Below are 19,293 nucleotides of genomic sequence, written 5' to 3' on the forward strand. Positions count from 1 at the left end.
CAATAAATCAATTACTTATGAGAAAATTAATATATACAGCAGTTTTAGGTCTTTCCCTGATGTGCGGCAGTTGCACAGATTTCCTGGAAGACCAGCTCCCCCAGGGAACCATCAGTGACGAACAACTGAAAGACCCGGCATACATCGACAATCTGGTAATCTCCGCCTACGCCGTGTGGATTACCGCCGAAGATATCAACTCTTCTTTCTCCATGTGGAACTATGACGTACGCTCGGACGATGCCTACAAAGGTGGAAACGGTACGGAAGACGGTGACGTATTCCATGCACTGGACATCTCGCAGGGCATCATGACTACGGCATGGAACATCAGTGACATGTGGCAACGCTTGTACAACTGTATCTCACGCGTCAACACAGCCCTGCAACTTCTGGAACAAGTGGACGAAAGCACCTATTCACTGAAACAACAGCGCATCGCCGAGATGAGATTCCTGCGTGCCCACGGACACTTCCTCCTGAAACGCCTGTACAAGAAGATTGTATTTGCCAACGACGCCAATCTGTCGCCGGAAGAATATAATTATCTCTCCAATACTGTCTATAACAACGACGAAGGCTGGCAGCAGATTGCCGACGACTTCCAGTTCGCTTATGACAACCTCCCCGTGAAGCAGGCCGACAAGGGACGTCCCGCCAAAGCAGCTGCAGCAGCTTATCTGGCTAAAACCTATCTCTACAAAGCCTATCATCAGGATAACGCCGCCAACCATGAAGTGACGAGTATCAGCACAGAAGACTTGGTGAAAGTAGTGCAGTACACAGACAAAGCCATCATGTCAGCAGGTGGTTACGGGCTGGAATCGGACTTCCACAATAACTTTCGTCCGGAACCTCAGTACGAGAATGGCGTTGAATCTCTGTGGGCCATGCAATACTCCATGAATGACGGTACCAAAAACGGTAACTGTAACTGGTCTTACGGTCTGATTGTCCCCAATATTCCAGGTGTCACCGATGGCGGTTGCGACTTCTACAAGCCCAGCCAGAACCTGGTGAACGCCTTCAGGACAGACGCTAACGGATATCCGTTGCTGGATGCTTTCAACAGTCGTGATTACAATTCACAATCCGATTATGCCGACCCGCGCCTTTTCCTCACGGTAGGTATGCCCGGATTCCCTTATGAATTCAACAAAAAGTATATGATGGACGAATCGACCACCTGGAGCCGTAGCAACGGACTTTACGGCTACTATGTCACCTTGAAACACAATGTAGACCCCGATGGCGGTTATCTGATTAAGGGTTCCTGGTGGGGTTCTCCGATGAACCGTATCGTTCTGCGCTACTCAGACGTACTGTTGATGCGTGCCGAAGCACTGATTCAACTGAATGACGGCCGCATTGACGAAGCCATCGGCCTGATAAACGAAGTGCGCAACCGTGCCAAACAAAGCACGGCAGCTATTGCCGACTACGAAATGGAATATGGTGTACGCTTCAACGTGCAGCCCTATACGGGAAGTTATTCGCAGGCGGATGCACTGAAATTGCTGAAGTTTGAACGCCGTGTGGAACTGGCTTTGGAATCGGAGCGTTTCTTCGACCTCGTGAGATGGGGAGAAGCGGCAGAAGTATTGAACAAGTTCTATGCAGAAGAAGCTGCCGACTGCACCATCTATACCAATGCGGCATTCACCAAAAACAAGAATGAGTATCTGCCTATTCCGTTTGCACAGATGAGCGCCAGCAATGGTAACTATTCACAGAACTGCGGTAACTGGTAACCTTTTAAAAACAAGAATATCATGAAATCAATATTGAATAAACTAAATATGCTTCTCTTGGGCACTACACTGGTGTTCACCCTCCCGGGATGCAGCGATGACAATAAATCCAACCTTCAACTGGACGGTGACACATGGCTGACCGCTTTTGAGCTGGATGAGAATTATGCAGGAACAATCGATCGGACAAACAAGACCATAACCGTGGCAGTTCCCGAGGTATATGATACGGATGCAATGAAAGTCACGGGCATTGAAGTGTCCGAAGGCGCCGTAGCTTCGGTGAAGGTGGGCGATGTGCTGAACTTCTCGTTCCCGCAAGTGATAAAAGTGACCAACGGAGATGTTTTTCTGGACTTTACGATCAACATCAAGCATGACGAAGCCAGAATTCTCTCATTCAAACTGAATGATGCTTATGCCGGAGTGATTGACCAAAGCAAGCGCACAATCACCGTACGCATCCCCAGTACGGTTGATGTAAGAAACCTGGTTCCTGTAATCACCACTTCGGCAGGAGCGGTAGTTATGCCGGCATCCGGCCAAGCGGTCGACTTTACCAACCCTGTGGAATTCACCGTTTCATACAATACTGCAACTGCCGTTTATACGGTTACGGTTATCCCGACCGATGCTCCAAGTGCCGTATATGTAGGTCTGGCAGCAACACTGGATGAACTGAACCCGGAAGAAAAAGAGGCAGCCACCTGGATGCTGAACAATGTTGCCAACGCACAGTACATCTCCTTTGCGGATGTGCAGGCAGGACGAGTTGACCTGAGCGAATGCGAACTCATGTGGTGGCACTTGCACATAGACGGCGGCATTGACAATATGGATAAATTTGATAATGCAGCCCCTGCGGCAGTCAATGCACTGGTGAAGATGAAAGAACTGTACAACAACGGCATGAATCTGTTGCTCACCCGCTACGCTACCTATTATGCCGCCAAACTGGGTGCCACCAAAGACGGTAACAATCCTAACAACTGTTGGGGACAATCGGAAGAAAGCGGTGAAATAACCGGTGGAGCCTGGAACTTCTTCATTCAGGGACACGAATCTCACGCACTCTATCAGAACTTGATAATGAACAGTGGCGAAACGGACAAGGTTTACACTTTCGATGCCGGTTACCGGACTACCAACAGTACGGCACAATGGCACATCGGTTCCGACTGGGGCGGCTATGCCACTAATGAAATCTGGAGAACAAACCACGGCGGCATCGACCTGGGTTATGGTGGTGACGGAGCCATCGTAGCATGGGAATACCCGGCAGAGGGCACCAGAGGCGGCATCATATGTATTGGTTCGGGATGCTATGACTGGTATGCTTACGGCGTAGACGCTTCAGCAGATAAGTATCACGGCAATGTGGGCAGACTGACAGAGAACGCAATCAACTATTTAACGAGTAAATAAAAAACTAATATATGAAAACAATGATATATTCACTTACACTGGCTGCAATGATGGTTGCTTCCTTCAGCAGCTGCAATGATGACAACGATCCGGTCTTGACTCAAAAGGACTGGGACGGAACAGCCACCCATTTTACTTCGACGGATGCAATGAATTTCGATACGTACTACAAACCTTATGTAGGTTATGTAGGCGACCCGATGCCGTTTTACGACGCACAGGCAGGAGACTTCAAAATCATGTATCTACAAGAATACCGCCCGAACCAGGCAGGTACTTACCACCCTATATGGGCGGTAAGTACCAAAGACGCCGCCTCATACGCCTCTATGGGCGAACTGATTTCCTGCGGCGGACTGGCGGAACAGGATGCCGCCATCGGAACGGGAAGCACTATTTATAATCCTTCGGACCGTTTGTATTACACCTTCTACACGGGCAACAAGTATCAACCCACTTCATCCCAGAATGGACAGGTCGTAATGTACGCCACCTCCCCCGACTTCAAGACGTGGACCAAAAACCGCACTTTCTATCTGAAAGGCGACACCGACGGATACAGCAAGAACGATTTCCGCGACCCCTTTGTATTTGAGGGAGAAGACGGGAAGTATCACATGCTTGTTTCCACCGTGAAGAGCGGCAAAGGCGTATTGGCGGAATATACCTCTGCGGATATGAAAACCTGGGAACATGCAGGCGTATTCATGACCATGATGTGGGACCGCTTCTACGAATGTCCCGACGTCTTCAAAATGGGAGACTGGTGGTACTTGGTTTATTCGGAAATGCATGCAGCCGTACGTAAGGTGCAATACTTCAAAGGACGCACCCTCGACGAATTGAAAGCCACCACGGCAAATGATGCCGGTATCTGGCCCGATGACCACGAGGGTTTCCTCGATTCCCGTGGTTTCTATGCCGGGAAAACAGCTTCGGATGGTACCAACCGATATATCTGGGGATGGTGCCCCACCCGCTCGGGCAACGACAACACCGCAGTCGGTGCTTCTCCCAATGAACCTGAATGGGCAGGCAGCCTGGTTGCGCACAAAATCATCCAGCATGAAGACGGAACACTGTCTTTGGGACTGATAGAAGGTATCAGCCGGAAATACACAACTGGCTCCTCCGTTAAGGTCATGGAAAAGAGTAACGGAGTGTCCGAAAGTAACGATAGCTACACATTGACAGACAATGCGTATGTGCTTTTCAATCGCCTGAATGTATGCAACAAGATTTCATTTACAGTAAAGACGGCAAGCAATGCGGATAGATTCGGTATTTCTCTGGTGCGTGGTACTGACTCTAAAAAGTACTACACTATCGTAGTGAACCCGGAAGATAACAATAACAAGCGGAAGATAAACTTCGAGGAAGAGGGAGATGAAGGCAAAGGTTTCATTGACGGAATAGACGGTTATCTGTTCCCCACCCCTTCCGACAATGTATATAATGTAACAATCTGTACGGACAACTCGATTTGCGTGGTTTACATCAACGATAATGTGGCCTACACAAACCGCATCTATGGGATGCAGAAAAATCCGTGGTCTATTAATAGCTATTCAGGAAGCGTAGAGGTTAGTAACGTAAAGGTTAGCTATTATTAAACAGAGAAATGTAGATAATTTTACCTCCATTGTATATTTTCCCGAAGACCGTCTGGAATATATTCTGAGAGGGGGTATAATCAGTATACGACTGAATAGGGATGAGTATACGACTGAACCCTATTCAGTCGTATACTGAATCCCATTCAATCCGGCACTGAACTTACAAATGCCGGAGAAGTTTTATTTTTTGTGTAATTTTCGTACGCTTATGAATTAATGCTCCTCTTTAGATAACCATATACTAAAGAACAGGTCGTACACCTGATAAGAGTCACGCTCTTTTGTGATGAAATCCTTATCAAGCAATCCTGCCAACGCTGAGCGCACAGAACTGGGAGATACCAATCCATGACGTTTAGAAAAGGCACCGGAAACTACATTGCGCGCCTGTCCTTCCCGATTAATGGCAATCAGCACCTGTTTTTGTTTTTCGGGCAGTTGATATAGTAATTCGGCATAAGTATCTGCCGTGAAGTTAACAATGTAGTTGATAGCGTCTTCTATCATTTCCATACCACATGTAGCTCCCTCAGGAGTTTTCAGAAAAAGGATATTCATTATTTTCTGCAAATAGAAAGTTCCGCCACGAAAACGGTCGTAAAGCACATTCACCACCTCGGACAAAAGTACCTTTTTATGTTCCCGAAAATGACGGATGGCAAACTCTGTATACTTTTCAAGAGGGATAGGAGGCAAATTCATAATAGTGACACTCTGGTAAAACGGCCGTGAGGGAGAGGTGAAAATAGTCCCCATCAAATGACGCTGTGAGCCGGAAAAGACGAAGCGAGCATTACTGCAATATTGCACATAGGTACGTAATGTAGCCTCAATGGTATCTTCCGGATACTTCCCTATCTGCTGAAATTCATCAATAGCTATCAGGCAGGGACGGTCGGCATGCTGCAAATAATGGAATATCTCATCAAGAGAAGCGGCAGGATTGGTTATGTCACCAAGTCCTATGTTCCAGGAAGGAACTCCACCTATATCATAAGTGATACCTGCCTGTAAAGAAGCAATAGCATTCACAAAAATCTCCCAGACTTTACGTCCCCGTGGCTTCAAAGCATCCAGAATAACCTTTCCAAACTTATTCACGAAATCACGTAACGAACGGGTAGCATAAATATCTACTATAAAAGTATAATAGTGTTCCGCCACCTCAGGTTGGGAAAAACAATGACGAATCAAATCCGTCTTTCCATAACGACGGGGAGAAATAAGCGCTATGTTATTTCCGTTAAGCAACAACGTAGTAATATCTTTAGTCTCTGTTTCCCGATCGCAGAAATACTTCGGAGAAACATAACCGTTGGTTACAAATGGATTGTTCATATCAGACCTCCTAAAGTTTGTAGTCCGACAAAGATAAGAATAAAGAAACGCATTGCCAAATAATGATTGCCACTTTATGGCAATCATTATTTGGCAATGCGTTTACAATATCCTGATTAATCACTGAAAATCATACTTCGCCGCGCACGCATAACCTTCCTCATACAAATCGGTCAGCTTCTGAATATCCCGCTCGATGCGGTCTACCACCACAGGCTTCTGCGGACGGATTACGGTAATCTCTCCCGCCTCTTCCATGCGCTCCACCAGTTCCAGTTGTTCATTGTACACACGGCAACGGCAACTCAACGCTTCACGCATCTTCGGATATTTCCGATAAAGAAAAGACGGCACATGTATATCTTTCGCTTCTTTGCGATAACCGTGGTTACGGGTAAGCACTACCACATTATGAGTAAAGCCCTCATTCCGCGCACGCATCAGGGGGATGCTATCCACAATACCGCCGTCGAGCATCGGCACGTCATCCACATAAGCAATGGGACATACAAAAGGCAGACTACTTGAAGCACGCACAATGTCAATCACCCGGTCTTTATCCTGTTTCTCCTCGAAATAATTAGCCTCACCTGTCACACAGTTTGTGGTAACCATTTCATAACGTTCCGGAGAACAGAAATACGCCTCATAATTATAGGGTAGAATGTGTTCGGGAAACTCCTGGAACAACAGGTCGAAATCCATAATATTGCGTTTCTTCAACAAATATTTCAGACCGATGTACTGATACTTCTCCAGCAAATCAATGTTACTGTACTTGGCACGGCCGCGCTGACCGGACATATAAGAAAGTCCGTTGCACGCTCCGGCGCTCACTCCGATAGTATAGGGGAAGCGGATGCCACGGTCCATAAAGTTGTCCAGCACGCCGCAAGTGAACACTCCGCGCATGCCGCCACCTTCAAGAACCAATCCAGTTTTGGGGTTGATATGTATCTTTTTCTCCATAATTATCTGAATTAACGCTCCAAAGATAGCTTTTGTTTCCGAAATCTCCCTATCTTTGTGCCAGTAACAATCAATTAAAATCAATTTAATCATGATGAAAAAGTCAATACTTATTGCCACTTTAGGCTTATTAAGTTTCAATGTGTCAGCACAAGACACTCCGAAGACGGAAGAAGGCTTTATCTTCACTACCGTTAAAGAAAACCCGATTACGTCTGTTAAAAACCAAAACCGTTCGAGCACATGCTGGAGCTTCTCGGCACTTGGTTTCCTCGAAAGTGAATTGCTGCGCATGGGCAAGGGAGAGTATGATTTATCAGAAATGTTTGTAGTACACCACACAATGATGGACCGCGGCGTGAACTACGTACGCTATCACGGCGACAGTTCTTTCTCACCCGGTGGAAGCTTCTACGACATCATGTTCTGCCTGAAAAACTATGGTCTTGTTCCGCAGGAAGCTATGCCAGGCATTATGTACGGTGACACGCTGCCGGTACACAACGAGCTGGATGCCGTGGCCGGTGCTTACGTAAACGCTATTGCCAAAGGCAAACTGACCAAACTGACTCCGGTATGGAAGAAAGGCTTGTGCTCTATCTATGATACTTACCTCGGCAAATGCCCCGAAACTTTCACTTACCAAGGTAAAGAATATACTCCGAAGACTTTTGCCGAATCTCTCGGCATCAACCCGGATGATTACGTATCTCTGACTTCATTCACTCATCACCCGTTCTATACTCAGATGAACATCGAAATCCAGGACAACTGGCGCAATGGCCTTTCTTACAACCTGCCTTTAATGGAATTCATGTCTGTTATCGACAATGCTGTCAACAACGGTTACACCGTAGCTTGGGGGAGCGACGTCAGCGAAAGCGGTTTCACCCGTGACGGTATCGCTGTAATGCCTGATGCTGACCGTGGCGCAGAACTCACAGGTTCTGACATGGCACGCTGGACTGGTCTTACTGCCGCAGACAAGCGCAAAGAACTGACTTCTCGTCCGTTGCCGGAAATCACTGTTACTCAAGAAATGCGCCAAACAGCATTCGACAATTGGGAAACAACTGATGACCACGGCATGCTTATCTACGGTATCGCCAAAGATCAGAACGGTAAGGAATACTACATGGTGAAAAACTCCTGGGGTACCAACAACAAATACAAAGGCACTTGGTATGCTTCTAAGCCCTTCGTTGCTTATAAGACTATCAACGTTCTGGTACACAAAGATGCAGTGCCTAAGGCGCTGTTGAAGAAGCTGGGAATTAAATAAGTGATTAGAGGTTAGTGATAAGTGATTAGTACCATGCGGTGTAATAGCGCAGCTACTAATCACTTATCACTAGCCTCTAATCACTAATCTCATTTCATCATCCTGCTATTAATATATTCCGCAAACTTATCCTTGTAATTCTCTCCTACCGGAATATATGTTTCTCCAAAAACGATGCGCAAACGGGAGACTTCCGTTATTTTTTTCAGATTGACGATATAAGAACGATGCACCCGCATGAACTGGGATGCAGGCAAAGTCTCTTCCAGACGCTTCATGCTGAGCAAAGGCATAATAGGTTTCGATTCCCCTTCTATAAAGATGCGCACATATTCGCTCATTCCTTCTATATACTTTATGTCAATGAAATTGATACGTGTGACACGATAGTCACTCTTCACAAAGAGCGTACCGTCACTGAAAGACAGTTCGGGAGAGACTGATACCGCCGGAGCCGCAACGGTATGCTCTTTGGTACGGAAATTCCACCATTTATGCGCTTTATCCACCGCTTTCAGGAAATCCTGAAAACCGAACGGTTTCAACAGATAATCAATAGCATCTACCTTGAAGCCTTCCACAGCATACTCTGAGTAAGCGGTAGTGAAGATGATTAGAGGCTTCTCCGCCAGTGAGCGCACAAAGTCCATTCCATTCAGGTCGGGCATGTTGATGTCGACAAAGAGCAGGTCTACCTTCTGCACGGAAAGTACACTCATGGCCTCGAAAGCATCCTGGCAGGAAGCTATAAGATTAAGAAAAGGTATACAGGAGATATATCCCGTCAGTTGGGCAAGAGCCAACGGCTCGTCATCAATAGTTATACAATTTATCATACATACCTCCATTCTTTTTAATAACTCACCGGAAGGGACAACTGCACTTTGAAGCAATCGGCCGTTTCATCGATAGACAAATCATAACGGTCGCCAAACAACAGGCGCAAGCGCTTGCGGATATTATCAAGCCCAATGCCGTGATGCTGGTCTTCGGACTTGTTATAGTTACTGTTGGAACAATAGAAAAGCACCTCATCACCCATCACCTGCAAACAGACTGACACGAACGATACCTGCTGGTAGCTGACACCATGCTTGAAAGCATTCTCCACAAACGAAACGAACAACAGGGGTGGCACTTGCACCTCGCCCGTATCAGTAGGAAGAGATACATCTATCCGCACCTTATCCGTGTAGCGTATACGCATCAGTTCTACGTAATGATTCAGGAATTGCACTTCCTTGGCAAGCAATATAGTGCGGTTGTTCGCCTCATAGAGCACATAGCGCATCAAGCGCGAAAGCTCCACGATGGTTTGTTTAGCTTTCTCTGTATCAATGTCCACCAGTGCATGTATGTTGTTAAGGGTATTCATAAAGAAATGCGGGTTTATCTGGTATTTCAGATATTCCAACTCAGTTTGCAGGTTGTTATGCTCCAACTCTTTCATGGCTTCCTGATCGCGCATGGATTTGAAGAACAGTTTGACGGCAATGTTGAAACTGAACATGAGCAAGGCAATCAACATACGCCCCAGAAAAGGCCCCCGGAATAAAGGAACAAAGAAAGGCATATCTCCGAAGGGTGGACGCTGGAAGTCGGAATGCCGCGGGGCAGGACGCTCACGTGACCCGGGAGCATCCATTCCCCGTTCACGCATTCTCTGCTCCACTTTCTGCCGCTGTATTCCGGGATGGTTGGGCGAAATCATCCCTACCACCCAGAAAGTGACGGTAGATAATAAGATTGCTGCCAGCACATATGCCACAATTTTCTGTTTCAGGAAAAGGAAGGGAGCAAGCACGCGATTGTTCACCATGAAAAGAAGGAAGAAAGGTAATACATTGAGCCATAGAAGCAAAATACCTTTCCATCGCATCACCTCCACCTTGCCCGACAGGAGTTCGAAGAAGTTGTTCACCACCGGCACCATAAGCACGATAAGCCATACGGCAACGTATATCATCATTTCCGGCAGATAGCGCTTAAAAGTGGTACGGGAGATTGCTTTCTTCATGTATGGTTTCCGTTTTGGGGATGTCATGGCAAAAATAAAAGTCTTTCAATTAACGTACAAAAGAAATAGACGGACAAGGCTTTTTTATCGGCAAAATCCTCATTACCAATGCCAACCGCCACCTCCGGGACCACCGGAAGAAATATTACCCACCGATGTCACCATACTGCTGGGTGTGAAAGTCGCTACCTGTGTACCTGCCGTATAACTACTGCCGGTGGTCAGTCCGTAGAAGGCTGTGCCGCCACTCACCGAACCGCCTGTATAAATTGTATAGCTGGTGCCCGACGCCAGTTTCGCGCTGCTGAACAACAACGTCATTTGCGAGTAAGACCGAGGTATGGTGTAGGACATCACATGTGCACCGTCCGCCCCCAGGATACTGAGAAGCGTGCCGCTACTGCCCGTACCGCCATAGATAACCGTGCGCTGTGTACAGACACTGGACGTCGGTGTACTGGTGCCGCCACCAATGCCAAGAATAGTTCCGCCCGTTATCTTAAAGGTATTCTGGTCGCAATCGAAACCTTCTTCAGGAGAAGAAGTACCGATGGAGACAATCGTACCTCCGGTAATGGTCAGCGTACCGTTAGAATCGACACCATCATTTCCGCTACTATAACAATAGATATTGCCGCCATTGATGACGATACTTTTGGAAGCATTCATACAGTCGTCGTAAGAATAGACGCTGACATCTCCGCCATTAACGGTAAGGATGCTCTTGCTCTCAATGCCCTCGCTCCCTTCACCGCCAGGAGTCTTCACCCAAATAGTACCGGAATTGATGGTCAGGTTGCCATCCGCCTTGATACCTTTCGCGGAAGAATCCAGACGGTTATATACATACTGTTTCCCGGTTGTAATTATCTTCACCGTACTGTTGTCGATGCTCAGGCTGCCGTCGCAGTTGATGCCTTTACCAGCAGCTCCAGTGCTTTTGATAAAGAGAGTGGCGCCAATTACCGTCATATTCCCGTCGCACTTGATGCCTGCGGCAGAACTTAAATCATTATCTTCGTATAAACCTGTGCCGGAAGTCAGCAATATCATCTGACCGCCTGTAAGAGAAACATTTCCGTCCGCTTTAATAGCTTTCGATGCAGTTCCCTTGACTTCCGCTTTCAGAATGCCGCCCGTCACGATGATGTCTCCCGTCGCTTTCAGTCCCATGCCTTTCTCACCGAAAGTGGAGAGTTTCAGCAGGCCGCCGCTGACTTTAATATAAGGTGTGATGCTTGCATCGGTATCTTCATAAGAAGCCACGATAGCATCATCTGCCGAAGTGACGGTAACCACTCCGCCACGGATATCGATAAATCCTTCTTCACACTCCAAGCCATCGCTGGAAGCTGTCACTGTAAGTGTGCCGCCGCCGATGATGATTTTATCATTCGTATGGATGCCATCCTTCACGGCAGAGGCAACCGTGATACGGCTTCCACTGCGCAGACGGATGTAATCGTCACTGCAAATGCCATGCTTATAATTACCCGTTACAGTCAATGCACCCGTACCGCTAAAGATGAGCTGCCCCTCACTGAAGAAGCACGCCTTTTCATCTTCACCGCTCACGGTGGAATAAGAAGAAGCATCCGTCAGGCTATTCTCCGTTCCCTCTTTCAGTTCCACAAAGACGCGTTTGCCGGACTGGATATTAATAGCCGCCCCACTACCACTAGTCAGTGATACGCCTGCAAGGGTGAGTTTGAATTTCTTGTCGCTGTATGCCTTGAACGAACCGTTCGAGGCAGAACCGCTGAGTACATACTCCACGCCTGCCACGGATGAGTTTACCGTGACATGTGCCCCGTTTGTGGTTACCGTGACCCCGCTGACGGAGCCTGTCACCACTGCCGAACCGTTCGAATAATCTATCTGTATGGCAGAAGCAAACGTTGAGTTTTCCACAAAGTCATCATATTCATCATCCGATTTATCGGTAACAACCGTTTCGGCTATTTCAACGTATGAATCATCCGATATGTCGGCCCACGAAATATCAAAGTCGAGTAATGTTCCCGAATCATCCGAACCTCCAGTACTTCCACCGGGAGTGTTTCCACCACCCGTTCCATTCTCTCCCCATTCATCAAACACATTATCGGTGCCGCAAGAAACGGCACACAGGCAGAAGCACACCACATAAACACATAATCTTCCAATACGTTTCATCCTATTATTTTCTTTCATCGTTTTATTTTATTGAGAGTAATAAACTATTTCCTTAGAACTTGAACTTGTATCCCTCACCTACCGCCCAGCGTTCTACGTTCTTCAAGCCATCGTAGGTGCGGAACTCACCTTCCACGGAAGCAGTATTTAGTGTCCGGCCGATTCATCAGGCGGATACTGTTCATTTCTTCCAGTGTGATGAGGAGAAATATATTCAGCACTTCTGTTATATCTTTCAAAGTTTCTTTCATGGCAATACCTGTTTTTGTTACTGTGGCAAATGTAATCGTCAGTCCGAAACGAAGAAAATGAATTCAACTAACAGGGTGTTTTTGACGGCAAACCCCTCTACTTATGCTCTTTCTTTTGCTCAAAACCTCTCCGTATGTGCATTTTTTGCCCTCATTTCTTGTCAGAACAAACAGTTTGACTAATTTTGCACGCTGATAATTAGTTAACCGGACAATTTCAGTAGCTGGACTTTATGACCTCCTACTCCTATTCCCGGCGCTGACACATTGAGAAATACTAATACTAAATATTAATAACATGAGTTTGAAAATCGTAGTATTGGCTAAACAAGTTCCCGACACACGCAATGTTGGGAAAGATGCCATGAAAGCCGACGGCACCATTAACCGCGCGGCACTCCCCGCCATCTTCAACCCCGAAGACTTGAACGCTCTCGAGCAAGCCCTCCGACTGAAAGATGCACATCCGGGCTCCACCGTAACCATCCTTACTATGGGACCGGGACGCGCAGCCGAAGTAATTCGCGAAGGACTGTTCCGCGGCGCCGACAATGGTTATCTGTTGACCGACCGTGCTTTTGCCGGTGCAGATACCCTTGCCACTTCGTACGCTCTTGCCACTGCCATCAAGAAGATAGGCGAGTATGACATCATCATCGGCGGACGCCAAGCCATCGACGGCGACACAGCCCAGGTAGGCCCGCAAGTTGCCGAAAAACTCGGTCTGACGCAGATTACTTATGCCGAAGAAATCCTGAACGTTGAAAAGACCACCGGACGCGTTGTTGTGAAACGCCATATCGACGGAGGCGTGGAAACCGTAGAAGGCCCGCTGCCCATCGTCATCACCGTAAACGGAAGCGCAGCCCCCTGCCGTCCGCGCAACGCCAAACTGATTCAGAAGTACAAACGCGCCCTCGGCGCACAGGAGAAAGCCGCCATCACCAAAGAAGGCGCTGCCCTGCCCTATGCCGACCTCTACGAGAAGTATCCTTATCTGAACATCACCGAATGGAGTGTGGCCGACGTCAACGGCGACCTGGAACAATGCGGCCTCAGTGGCTCGCCCACCAAAGTGAAAGCCATTCAGAACATCTCCTTCCAAGCCAAGGAAAGCCGCACGCTGACCGGAAGCGACCAGGATGTAGAAGACCTTATTGTTGAATTGTTAGCTAACCACACCATCGGATAAAAGTTATGAATAACGTATTTGTATATTGTGAGATTGAAGGCACCGTAGTTGCCGAAGTAAGTCTCGAACTCCTTACAAAAGGACGCAAGTTAGCTAATCAACTGGGCTGCCAACTGGAAGCCGTGGTTGCCGGCACCAATCTTGCAGGTATCGAAAAACAGGTATTGCCTTTCGGCGTCGACCGTCTTCACATCTTCGATGCTCCGGGCTTGTTCCCCTATACTTCACTGCCCCACTCTTCCGCACTCATCAACCTGTTCAAGGAAGAAAAACCGCAAATCTGCCTTATGGGTGCCACCGTTATCGGTCGCGACCTTGGTCCGCGCGTTTCTTCCGCACTGACCAGCGGACTGACTGCCGACTGTACTTCACTGGAAATCGGCGAGCACGAAGACAAGAAAGCAGGCGTAACGTATGAAAACCTGTTGTATCAGATTCGCCCCGCCTTCGGTGGTAACATCGTGGCAACCATTGTCAACCCCGAACACCGTCCGCAGATGGCAACTGTTCGCGAAGGTGTGATGAAGAAAGAAATCCTCAATGCCAACTATCAGGGTGAAGTTATCAACCACAACGTTGCCAAGTATGTACCCACTACGGATTATGTAGTGAAAGTCATCGACCGCCACGTGGAAAAAGCAAAACACAACCTGAAAGGCGCTCCGATTGTCGTAGCCGGTGGTTACGGTATGGGTAGCCGTGAGAACTTCGATATGCTGTTCGAACTGGCTAAGGAACTCCACGCCGAAGTAGGCGGCAGCCGTGCAGCCGTCGATGCCGGTTTCTGCGACCACGACCGTCAGATTGGTCAGACTGGTATTACGGTGCGTCCGAAACTTTATATCGCTTGCGGTATCTCCGGACAAATTCAGCACATCGCCGGTATGCAGGAGAGCGGCATTATCATCTCTGTCAACAATGATGAGAATGCTCCGATTAACACCATCGCCGACTATGTAATCAACGGCACGGTGGAAGAAGTGATTCCGAAAATGATTAAGTACTACAAACAGAACAGTAAGTAAGCTATGGCTAATTTTTATACCGAAGTTCCTGAATTGAAGTTCCAACTGAACAACCCGATGATGGAACGTATCTGCGAGCTGAAAGAGCGCGGATACGAAGATAAAGACAAATTTGACTACGCTCCGCAGGACTACTCGGACGCGATGGACTCTTATGATAAGGTGCTCGAAATCACCGGAGAAATCACCGGAGAGATTATCAACCCCAATGCCGAAGGCGTGGACGAAGAAGGTCCCCACTGTGCCAACGGCCGCGTGGAATATGCCAGCGGCACGAGACAGAATCTTGACGCCATGGTGAAAGCCGGACTGAACGGTATGACCATGCCCCGCCGTTTCGGTGGATTGAACTTCCCCATCACTCCGTACACCATGTGTGCTGAAATCGTGGCTGCTGCCGATGCCGGTTTCGGTAACATCTGGTCTTTGCAGGATTGTATCGAGACGCTGTACGAATTCGGTAACGAAGATCAGCACAGCCGTTTCATTCCGCGCATCTGTGCCGGCGAAACCATGTCAATGGACTTGACTGAACCCGATGCAGGTTCCGACTTGCAGAGCGTAATGCTGAAAGCTACTTTCGACGAGAAAGAAAATTGCTGGCGCCTGAATGGTGTGAAACGTTTCATCACGAATGGTGACGCTGACCTGCACCTCGTATTGGCCCGTTCGGAAGAAGGAACAAAGGATGGCCGCGGTCTTTCCATGTTCATCTACGACAAGCGCGAAGGTGGTGTAGACGTACGCCGCATCGAAAATAAGCTCGGTATCCACGGCTCTCCCACTTGCGAACTTGTTTATAAGAATGCAAAATGCGAACTTTGCGGTGACCGCAAGCTCGGTTTGATTAAATACGTAATGGCATTGATGAACGGTGCCCGTCTGGGTATTGCTGCACAATCGGTAGGTTTGTCTCAGGCAGCTTACAATGAAGGGCTGGCTTATGCTAAAGACCGTAAACAGTTCGGCAAAGCTATCATCGAATTTCCGGCAGTATATGACATGTTGGCTATCATGAAAGCTAAGTTGGATGCAGGCCGCGCCCTGTTATACCAAACTTCCCGTTACGTAGACATCTACAAAGCATTGGAAGATATCTCCCGCGAACGCAAGCTGACTCCGGAAGAACGCCAGGAACAGAAAAAATATTCCAAACTTGCCGATGCCTTCACTCCGCTGGCAAAAGGTATGAATTCCGAATATGCCAACCAGAACGCTTACGACTGTATCCAAATTCATGGGGGTTCCGGTTTCATGTTAGAATATGCTTGCCAACGTATCTACCGCGACGCCCGTATCACGAGCATTTATGAAGGTACTACACAGTTGCAGACTGTAGCTGCTATCCGTTACGTAACCAACGGTTCATATGCCGCTACTCTCCGCGATTATGAAACAATTCCTTGCAGCGAAGAAATGCAGCCGTTGATGGACCGCCTGAAAGAAATGACGAATAAATTTGAGGCAACCACCAATGCAGTGAAGGAAGCACAGAACCAGGAATTACTGGACTTCGTTGCCCGTCGCCTTTACGAAATGGCGGCTGTATGCGTGATGTCCCATCTTCTCATTCAGGATGCGACCAAAGCTCCCGAACTGTTTGCTAAATCATCCGTTGTTTATCTGAACTATGCAGAAGCAGAAGTAGAAAAACACTTCAACTTCATCCGCAAGTTCAAAACTGAGGAACTGGAAAGTTATCGCAAGTAATTGACTGACGAATAAGAAAAAGAAGGCTGTCTCCCACCACCAAAAGTGAAGAGACAGCCTTCTTAGTTTATACAAGTCAGAGACTTATCTTTCCATAGGTTTCGAATTACCTATCCTTCTTATAATTCTTGGCATAATGTTTCAGTACCTTCGAAAGCGTCTTTTCCTGTCCCTTCCTTTCATGCTCTGAGGTAGAGAAATACCGGGCCTCCCTGCGCAGCTTCAGATAGCTTTCGTATACACCCTGTTCCAAAGTGCCATTTGCAACAGCCCCTATCACAGCACAACCGGGTTCATTGGTATGGGTGCAATCCACAAAACGGCACGTTCCTTCCAAATCAGAAATATCCAGCATGGACGACAGCACATCAGCACTGCCGGAAGTGATGCCGAATTCCCTGACTCCCGGAGTATCAATCAATACGCCCGAATGTTCAAGCAACACCATTTCACGCCTTGTAGAAGTATGCCGCCCCTTGCCTGTGGAGTCACTGATAAAAGATGTTTCCAGCACTTCCTTCCCACACAGGGCATTAACCAGAGAACTCTTCCCCACACCGGACGAACCGATAAATACAATCGTTTCCCCCTTTCCGATAGACCGGCGCAATGCCTCTATCGTTTCCGGTGCATGAATGGAAGTCGTAAACACCTGTGCTTTCCCTACCAGATGCTTCAGCGAGTCGGCAATTTCCTGTTCATTAAATCCCAGGTCGGCCTTCGTCAGAATCAGTACAGGCTGAATATCTTCTTCCAGCACCTGAATCATGAAACGCTCCGCCCTCCGCACGTTGAAGTTTGCATCCAGACTTTGCACTATAAACGCCTTATCCACATGGACGGCTATCATTTGCTTGTCCGACACAGTGCCGCTCTTTTTGCGGCAAAGCGTCCGGCTGCGTGGCAAAACATCCATAACAATGCCTCTTCCCTCATTCGTCGGTTGAAAAATCACCCAATCTCCGGTGCAGGGATATTCGTTCGGCATTCTGCCATAAAGAATATTTCCCGACAATTCGCAGAGATATAAGCCGTCTTCAGCCACCACCTCATAGCAAGTCTTATGAGTAACCGTAACCCGCCCGTGAGGCAAGCCGCTAAAAGGCGTCGACTGTTTCTGCCGGAACAGACTATCGTTCCAGCCATATAACAATAAATTATTCATTTTTTCTTCTCGTTTTGTTTAATCACATTTCTGTCCTATAAAGAACACATAACCAAAATACTCTTTATGCCGCTCATAGACAAGAATATCTTTCTTCATCAAATCAACAAACTTCTGCGCCGCCATGCTGTTGTTATTCTCTTCCAGAAAGTCCCGCATACGGGTTTCCATCTGGGCATAATAGTTGATAACCCAGCAATATTCCGGCAATACAAAATGTGCTACCGGAAGATAACCCGCCTGCTCCATAATCCGCAGTTTTTCCGATACATTGTCTATTTCGGGAAAGTTTTGAAGGAAGTAATCCATATCGTCCGGACGCTTGTTCGTCAGCCAGCAACATTCTGAAACGGCGACATAACCTCCGGGCTTGATAAACTTTCTCCATTCGGTCAATCCCTTTTCAAAGCCGATATTATAGATGGAACCTTCCGCCCAAAAGACATCGAATTCATTCGGACGGAAAGGCAACTCTGTCATCGAGCCTACCAATGCGGTGACTTTATCTTCCAGGTTATCCCGCTTGATTCTTGCTTTCACACCTTCCACCATTTCGGGCAGCAGATCCATCGCGATAACAGAGCAATCCATACTGGAAGCCAGAACAGACGTTTGAAAGCCTGTTCCACACCCTAAATCCGCTATTCTAGGTTTGGCGGGAAGGTCGGTAATAAAGCTCAGGGCTTTCAGTGTTTCTTCTTTTCCGCCCGGTCCCTGACGGTCTAAAGCTGAAAAATAATTGGCAATTAGTGTAAAATCAAATTCTGTGATTAACATATCTTCTTTACTCATGATATTTCGTATATAAAATGTTTGTAAACTACATATTAACTGTCCCTGTAACGTCCTTCAAAGCGCCGGAAATGATTTCTCTAGCCAGAAGGTATTCAGCCGGATAAATTTCGTGACCGATGCCATACAGGTAAGATGGCTTATAGCCGAATCTCTGATAATAACTGGGATCACCCAACAGGAAAGCCGCCCCGTAGCCTGACGCTTCGGCAATGCGGAAACCTTCTTTCATCAGTGTAGAGCCAACACCCTTGTTGCGATATTCCAGCAACACGGATAGTGGAGCTACCATCAGAACGTCATACTTGCTGCCATCCGGTTGGGCGACATACGTTTTTGTAAACATGATGTGCCCTGCCAGGTGCCCGTCAAGTTCTGCCACTAAGTCCAGTTCCGGAAGATAATTTCCGCCATTGCGTAGGTCTACGGCAAAGTCCTGTTCGGTGCCGTCTCTGTGTTCGGCAGTTTCAAAAGCCGTCTTTATCAAATTATATACGATAGGATAATCCGCTTCTGTTGTTTGTCTTACTATAATATTCGTTTTCATATTTCTTTGTTTTTAAATAATACATAGATTGAATCATT

16 protein-coding genes are annotated in these 19,293 nt (G+C 47.4%); 7 read left to right on the forward strand and 9 right to left on the reverse strand.

The annotated features are described in order from the left end of the window. Positions 1-17 precede the first annotated feature (17 nt). From HMPREF9447_RS26545 to HMPREF9447_RS26555, 3 genes are read left to right on the forward strand one after another with little or no spacing between them, the layout of a single operon-like run. Positions 18-1,751, forward strand: coding sequence for a RagB/SusD family nutrient uptake outer membrane protein (locus tag HMPREF9447_RS26545; RefSeq protein WP_009132737.1), 1,734 nt, complete (start codon positions 18-20; stop codon positions 1,749-1,751). Positions 1,752-1,772: 21 nt separating this feature from the next. After that, on the forward strand, positions 1,773-3,176 hold the full coding sequence (locus HMPREF9447_RS26550; protein ID WP_009132738.1) for a DUF4960 domain-containing protein: 1,404 nt from the start codon (positions 1,773-1,775) through the stop codon (positions 3,174-3,176). Positions 3,177-3,187: 11 nt separating this feature from the next. Further along, positions 3,188-4,789, forward strand: coding sequence for a glycoside hydrolase domain-containing protein (locus HMPREF9447_RS26555; protein ID WP_009132739.1), 1,602 nt, complete (start codon positions 3,188-3,190; stop codon positions 4,787-4,789). A 216-nt stretch (positions 4,790-5,005) separates the two neighbouring features. Here the strand turns inward: HMPREF9447_RS26555 and HMPREF9447_RS26560 are convergent, their stop codons facing one another. Beyond that, the gene (locus HMPREF9447_RS26560) at positions 5,006-6,130 is read right to left on the reverse strand and encodes an AAA family ATPase (RefSeq protein WP_044138762.1); all 1,125 of its coding nucleotides are present in this window, start codon (positions 6,128-6,130) and stop codon (positions 5,006-5,008) included. A 120-nt stretch (positions 6,131-6,250) separates the two neighbouring features. After that, complete coding sequence (locus HMPREF9447_RS26565; protein ID WP_009132741.1) at positions 6,251-7,099, reverse strand: patatin-like phospholipase family protein; 849 nt, start codon at positions 7,097-7,099, stop codon at positions 6,251-6,253. 94 nt (positions 7,100-7,193) lie between these two features. On the opposite strand from HMPREF9447_RS26565, the gene HMPREF9447_RS26570 reads away from it, so the two are divergent. Beyond that, entirely contained in the window at positions 7,194-8,381 is a 1,188-nt protein-coding gene (locus HMPREF9447_RS26570) for a C1 family peptidase (RefSeq protein WP_044138789.1), read from the forward strand. A gap of 89 nt (positions 8,382-8,470) precedes the next feature. Here HMPREF9447_RS26570 and HMPREF9447_RS26575 read toward each other — a convergent pair whose 3' ends face one another. From HMPREF9447_RS26575 to HMPREF9447_RS29300, 4 genes are all read right to left on the reverse strand, one after another. Next, positions 8,471-9,217: a LytR/AlgR family response regulator transcription factor gene (locus tag HMPREF9447_RS26575; protein WP_009132743.1), complete on the reverse strand. Its 747-nt coding sequence runs from the start codon at positions 9,215-9,217 to the stop codon at positions 8,471-8,473. Positions 9,218-9,234: 17 nt separating this feature from the next. Next, complete coding sequence (locus tag HMPREF9447_RS26580) at positions 9,235-10,398, reverse strand: sensor histidine kinase (protein WP_009132744.1); 1,164 nt, start codon at positions 10,396-10,398, stop codon at positions 9,235-9,237. Positions 10,399-10,500: 102 nt separating this feature from the next. Beyond that, on the reverse strand, positions 10,501-12,573 hold the full coding sequence (locus HMPREF9447_RS26585) for a carbohydrate-binding domain-containing protein (RefSeq protein WP_081589818.1): 2,073 nt from the start codon (positions 12,571-12,573) through the stop codon (positions 10,501-10,503). 125 nt (positions 12,574-12,698) lie between these two features. Further along, positions 12,699-12,824, reverse strand: a complete 126-nt coding sequence (locus HMPREF9447_RS29300) for a hypothetical protein (RefSeq protein ID WP_009132746.1) — start codon at positions 12,822-12,824, stop codon at positions 12,699-12,701. A 298-nt stretch (positions 12,825-13,122) separates the two neighbouring features. On the opposite strand from HMPREF9447_RS29300, the gene HMPREF9447_RS26590 reads away from it, so the two are divergent. From HMPREF9447_RS26590 to HMPREF9447_RS26600, 3 genes are read left to right on the forward strand one after another with little or no spacing between them, the layout of a single operon-like run. Then, positions 13,123-14,016, forward strand: coding sequence for an electron transfer flavoprotein subunit beta/FixA family protein (locus tag HMPREF9447_RS26590; RefSeq protein WP_009132747.1), 894 nt, complete (start codon positions 13,123-13,125; stop codon positions 14,014-14,016). A 5-nt stretch (positions 14,017-14,021) separates the two neighbouring features. After that, positions 14,022-15,041 (forward strand): electron transfer flavoprotein subunit alpha/FixB family protein, encoded by a 1,020-nt coding sequence (locus HMPREF9447_RS26595; protein ID WP_009132748.1) that lies wholly within the window; start codon positions 14,022-14,024, stop codon positions 15,039-15,041. Positions 15,042-15,044: 3 nt separating this feature from the next. Next, positions 15,045-16,751, forward strand: a complete 1,707-nt coding sequence (locus tag HMPREF9447_RS26600) for an acyl-CoA dehydrogenase family protein (RefSeq protein ID WP_009132749.1) — start codon at positions 15,045-15,047, stop codon at positions 16,749-16,751. Positions 16,752-16,857: 106 nt separating this feature from the next. Here the strand turns inward: HMPREF9447_RS26600 and rsgA are convergent, their stop codons facing one another. Genes rsgA through HMPREF9447_RS26615 form a run of 3 tightly spaced genes read right to left on the reverse strand, consistent with a single transcriptional unit; the run spans position 16,858 to position 19,255 of the window. Further along, positions 16,858-17,916, reverse strand: a complete 1,059-nt coding sequence (gene rsgA, locus HMPREF9447_RS26605) for a ribosome small subunit-dependent GTPase A (RefSeq protein ID WP_009132750.1) — start codon at positions 17,914-17,916, stop codon at positions 16,858-16,860. An 18-nt stretch (positions 17,917-17,934) separates the two neighbouring features. Beyond that, on the reverse strand, positions 17,935-18,708 hold the full coding sequence (locus HMPREF9447_RS26610; RefSeq protein WP_044138764.1) for a class I SAM-dependent methyltransferase: 774 nt from the start codon (positions 18,706-18,708) through the stop codon (positions 17,935-17,937). Positions 18,709-18,736: 28 nt separating this feature from the next. Continuing rightward, positions 18,737-19,255, reverse strand: coding sequence for a GNAT family N-acetyltransferase (locus HMPREF9447_RS26615; RefSeq protein WP_009132752.1), 519 nt, complete (start codon positions 19,253-19,255; stop codon positions 18,737-18,739). Positions 19,256-19,293: the final 38 nt, after the last annotated feature.

The sequence above is a fragment of the Bacteroides oleiciplenus YIT 12058 genome (genome assembly GCF_000315485.1).
Classification (GTDB): domain Bacteria; phylum Bacteroidota; class Bacteroidia; order Bacteroidales; family Bacteroidaceae; genus Bacteroides; species Bacteroides oleiciplenus.

Coding starts and splice junctions, on each gene's coding strand:
- HMPREF9447_RS26585 (WP_081589818.1), bottom strand. CDS start 12,573: ATGAAACGTATTGGAAGATTATGTGTTTATGTGGTGTGCTTCTGCCTG.
- rsgA (WP_009132750.1), bottom strand. CDS start 17,916: ATGAATAATTTATTGTTATATGGCTGGAACGATAGTCTGTTCCGGCAG.
- HMPREF9447_RS26565 (WP_009132741.1), bottom strand. CDS start 7,099: ATGGAGAAAAAGATACATATCAACCCCAAAACTGGATTGGTTCTTGAA.
- HMPREF9447_RS26610 (WP_044138764.1), bottom strand. CDS start 18,708: ATGAGTAAAGAAGATATGTTAATCACAGAATTTGATTTTACACTAATT.
- HMPREF9447_RS26570 (WP_044138789.1), top strand. CDS start 7,194: ATGAAAAAGTCAATACTTATTGCCACTTTAGGCTTATTAAGTTTCAAT.
- HMPREF9447_RS26555 (WP_009132739.1), top strand. CDS start 3,188: ATGAAAACAATGATATATTCACTTACACTGGCTGCAATGATGGTTGCT.
- HMPREF9447_RS26575 (WP_009132743.1), bottom strand. CDS start 9,217: ATGATAAATTGTATAACTATTGATGACGAGCCGTTGGCTCTTGCCCAA.
- HMPREF9447_RS26600 (WP_009132749.1), top strand. CDS start 15,045: ATGGCTAATTTTTATACCGAAGTTCCTGAATTGAAGTTCCAACTGAAC.
- HMPREF9447_RS26595 (WP_009132748.1), top strand. CDS start 14,022: ATGAATAACGTATTTGTATATTGTGAGATTGAAGGCACCGTAGTTGCC.
- HMPREF9447_RS26545 (WP_009132737.1), top strand. CDS start 18: ATGAGAAAATTAATATATACAGCAGTTTTAGGTCTTTCCCTGATGTGC.
- HMPREF9447_RS26615 (WP_009132752.1), bottom strand. CDS start 19,255: ATGAAAACGAATATTATAGTAAGACAAACAACAGAAGCGGATTATCCT.
- HMPREF9447_RS26550 (WP_009132738.1), top strand. CDS start 1,773: ATGAAATCAATATTGAATAAACTAAATATGCTTCTCTTGGGCACTACA.
- HMPREF9447_RS26590 (WP_009132747.1), top strand. CDS start 13,123: ATGAGTTTGAAAATCGTAGTATTGGCTAAACAAGTTCCCGACACACGC.
- HMPREF9447_RS26580 (WP_009132744.1), bottom strand. CDS start 10,398: ATGAAGAAAGCAATCTCCCGTACCACTTTTAAGCGCTATCTGCCGGAA.
- HMPREF9447_RS26560 (WP_044138762.1), bottom strand. CDS start 6,130: ATGAACAATCCATTTGTAACCAACGGTTATGTTTCTCCGAAGTATTTC.
- HMPREF9447_RS29300 (WP_009132746.1), bottom strand. CDS start 12,824: ATGAAAGAAACTTTGAAAGATATAACAGAAGTGCTGAATATATTTCTC.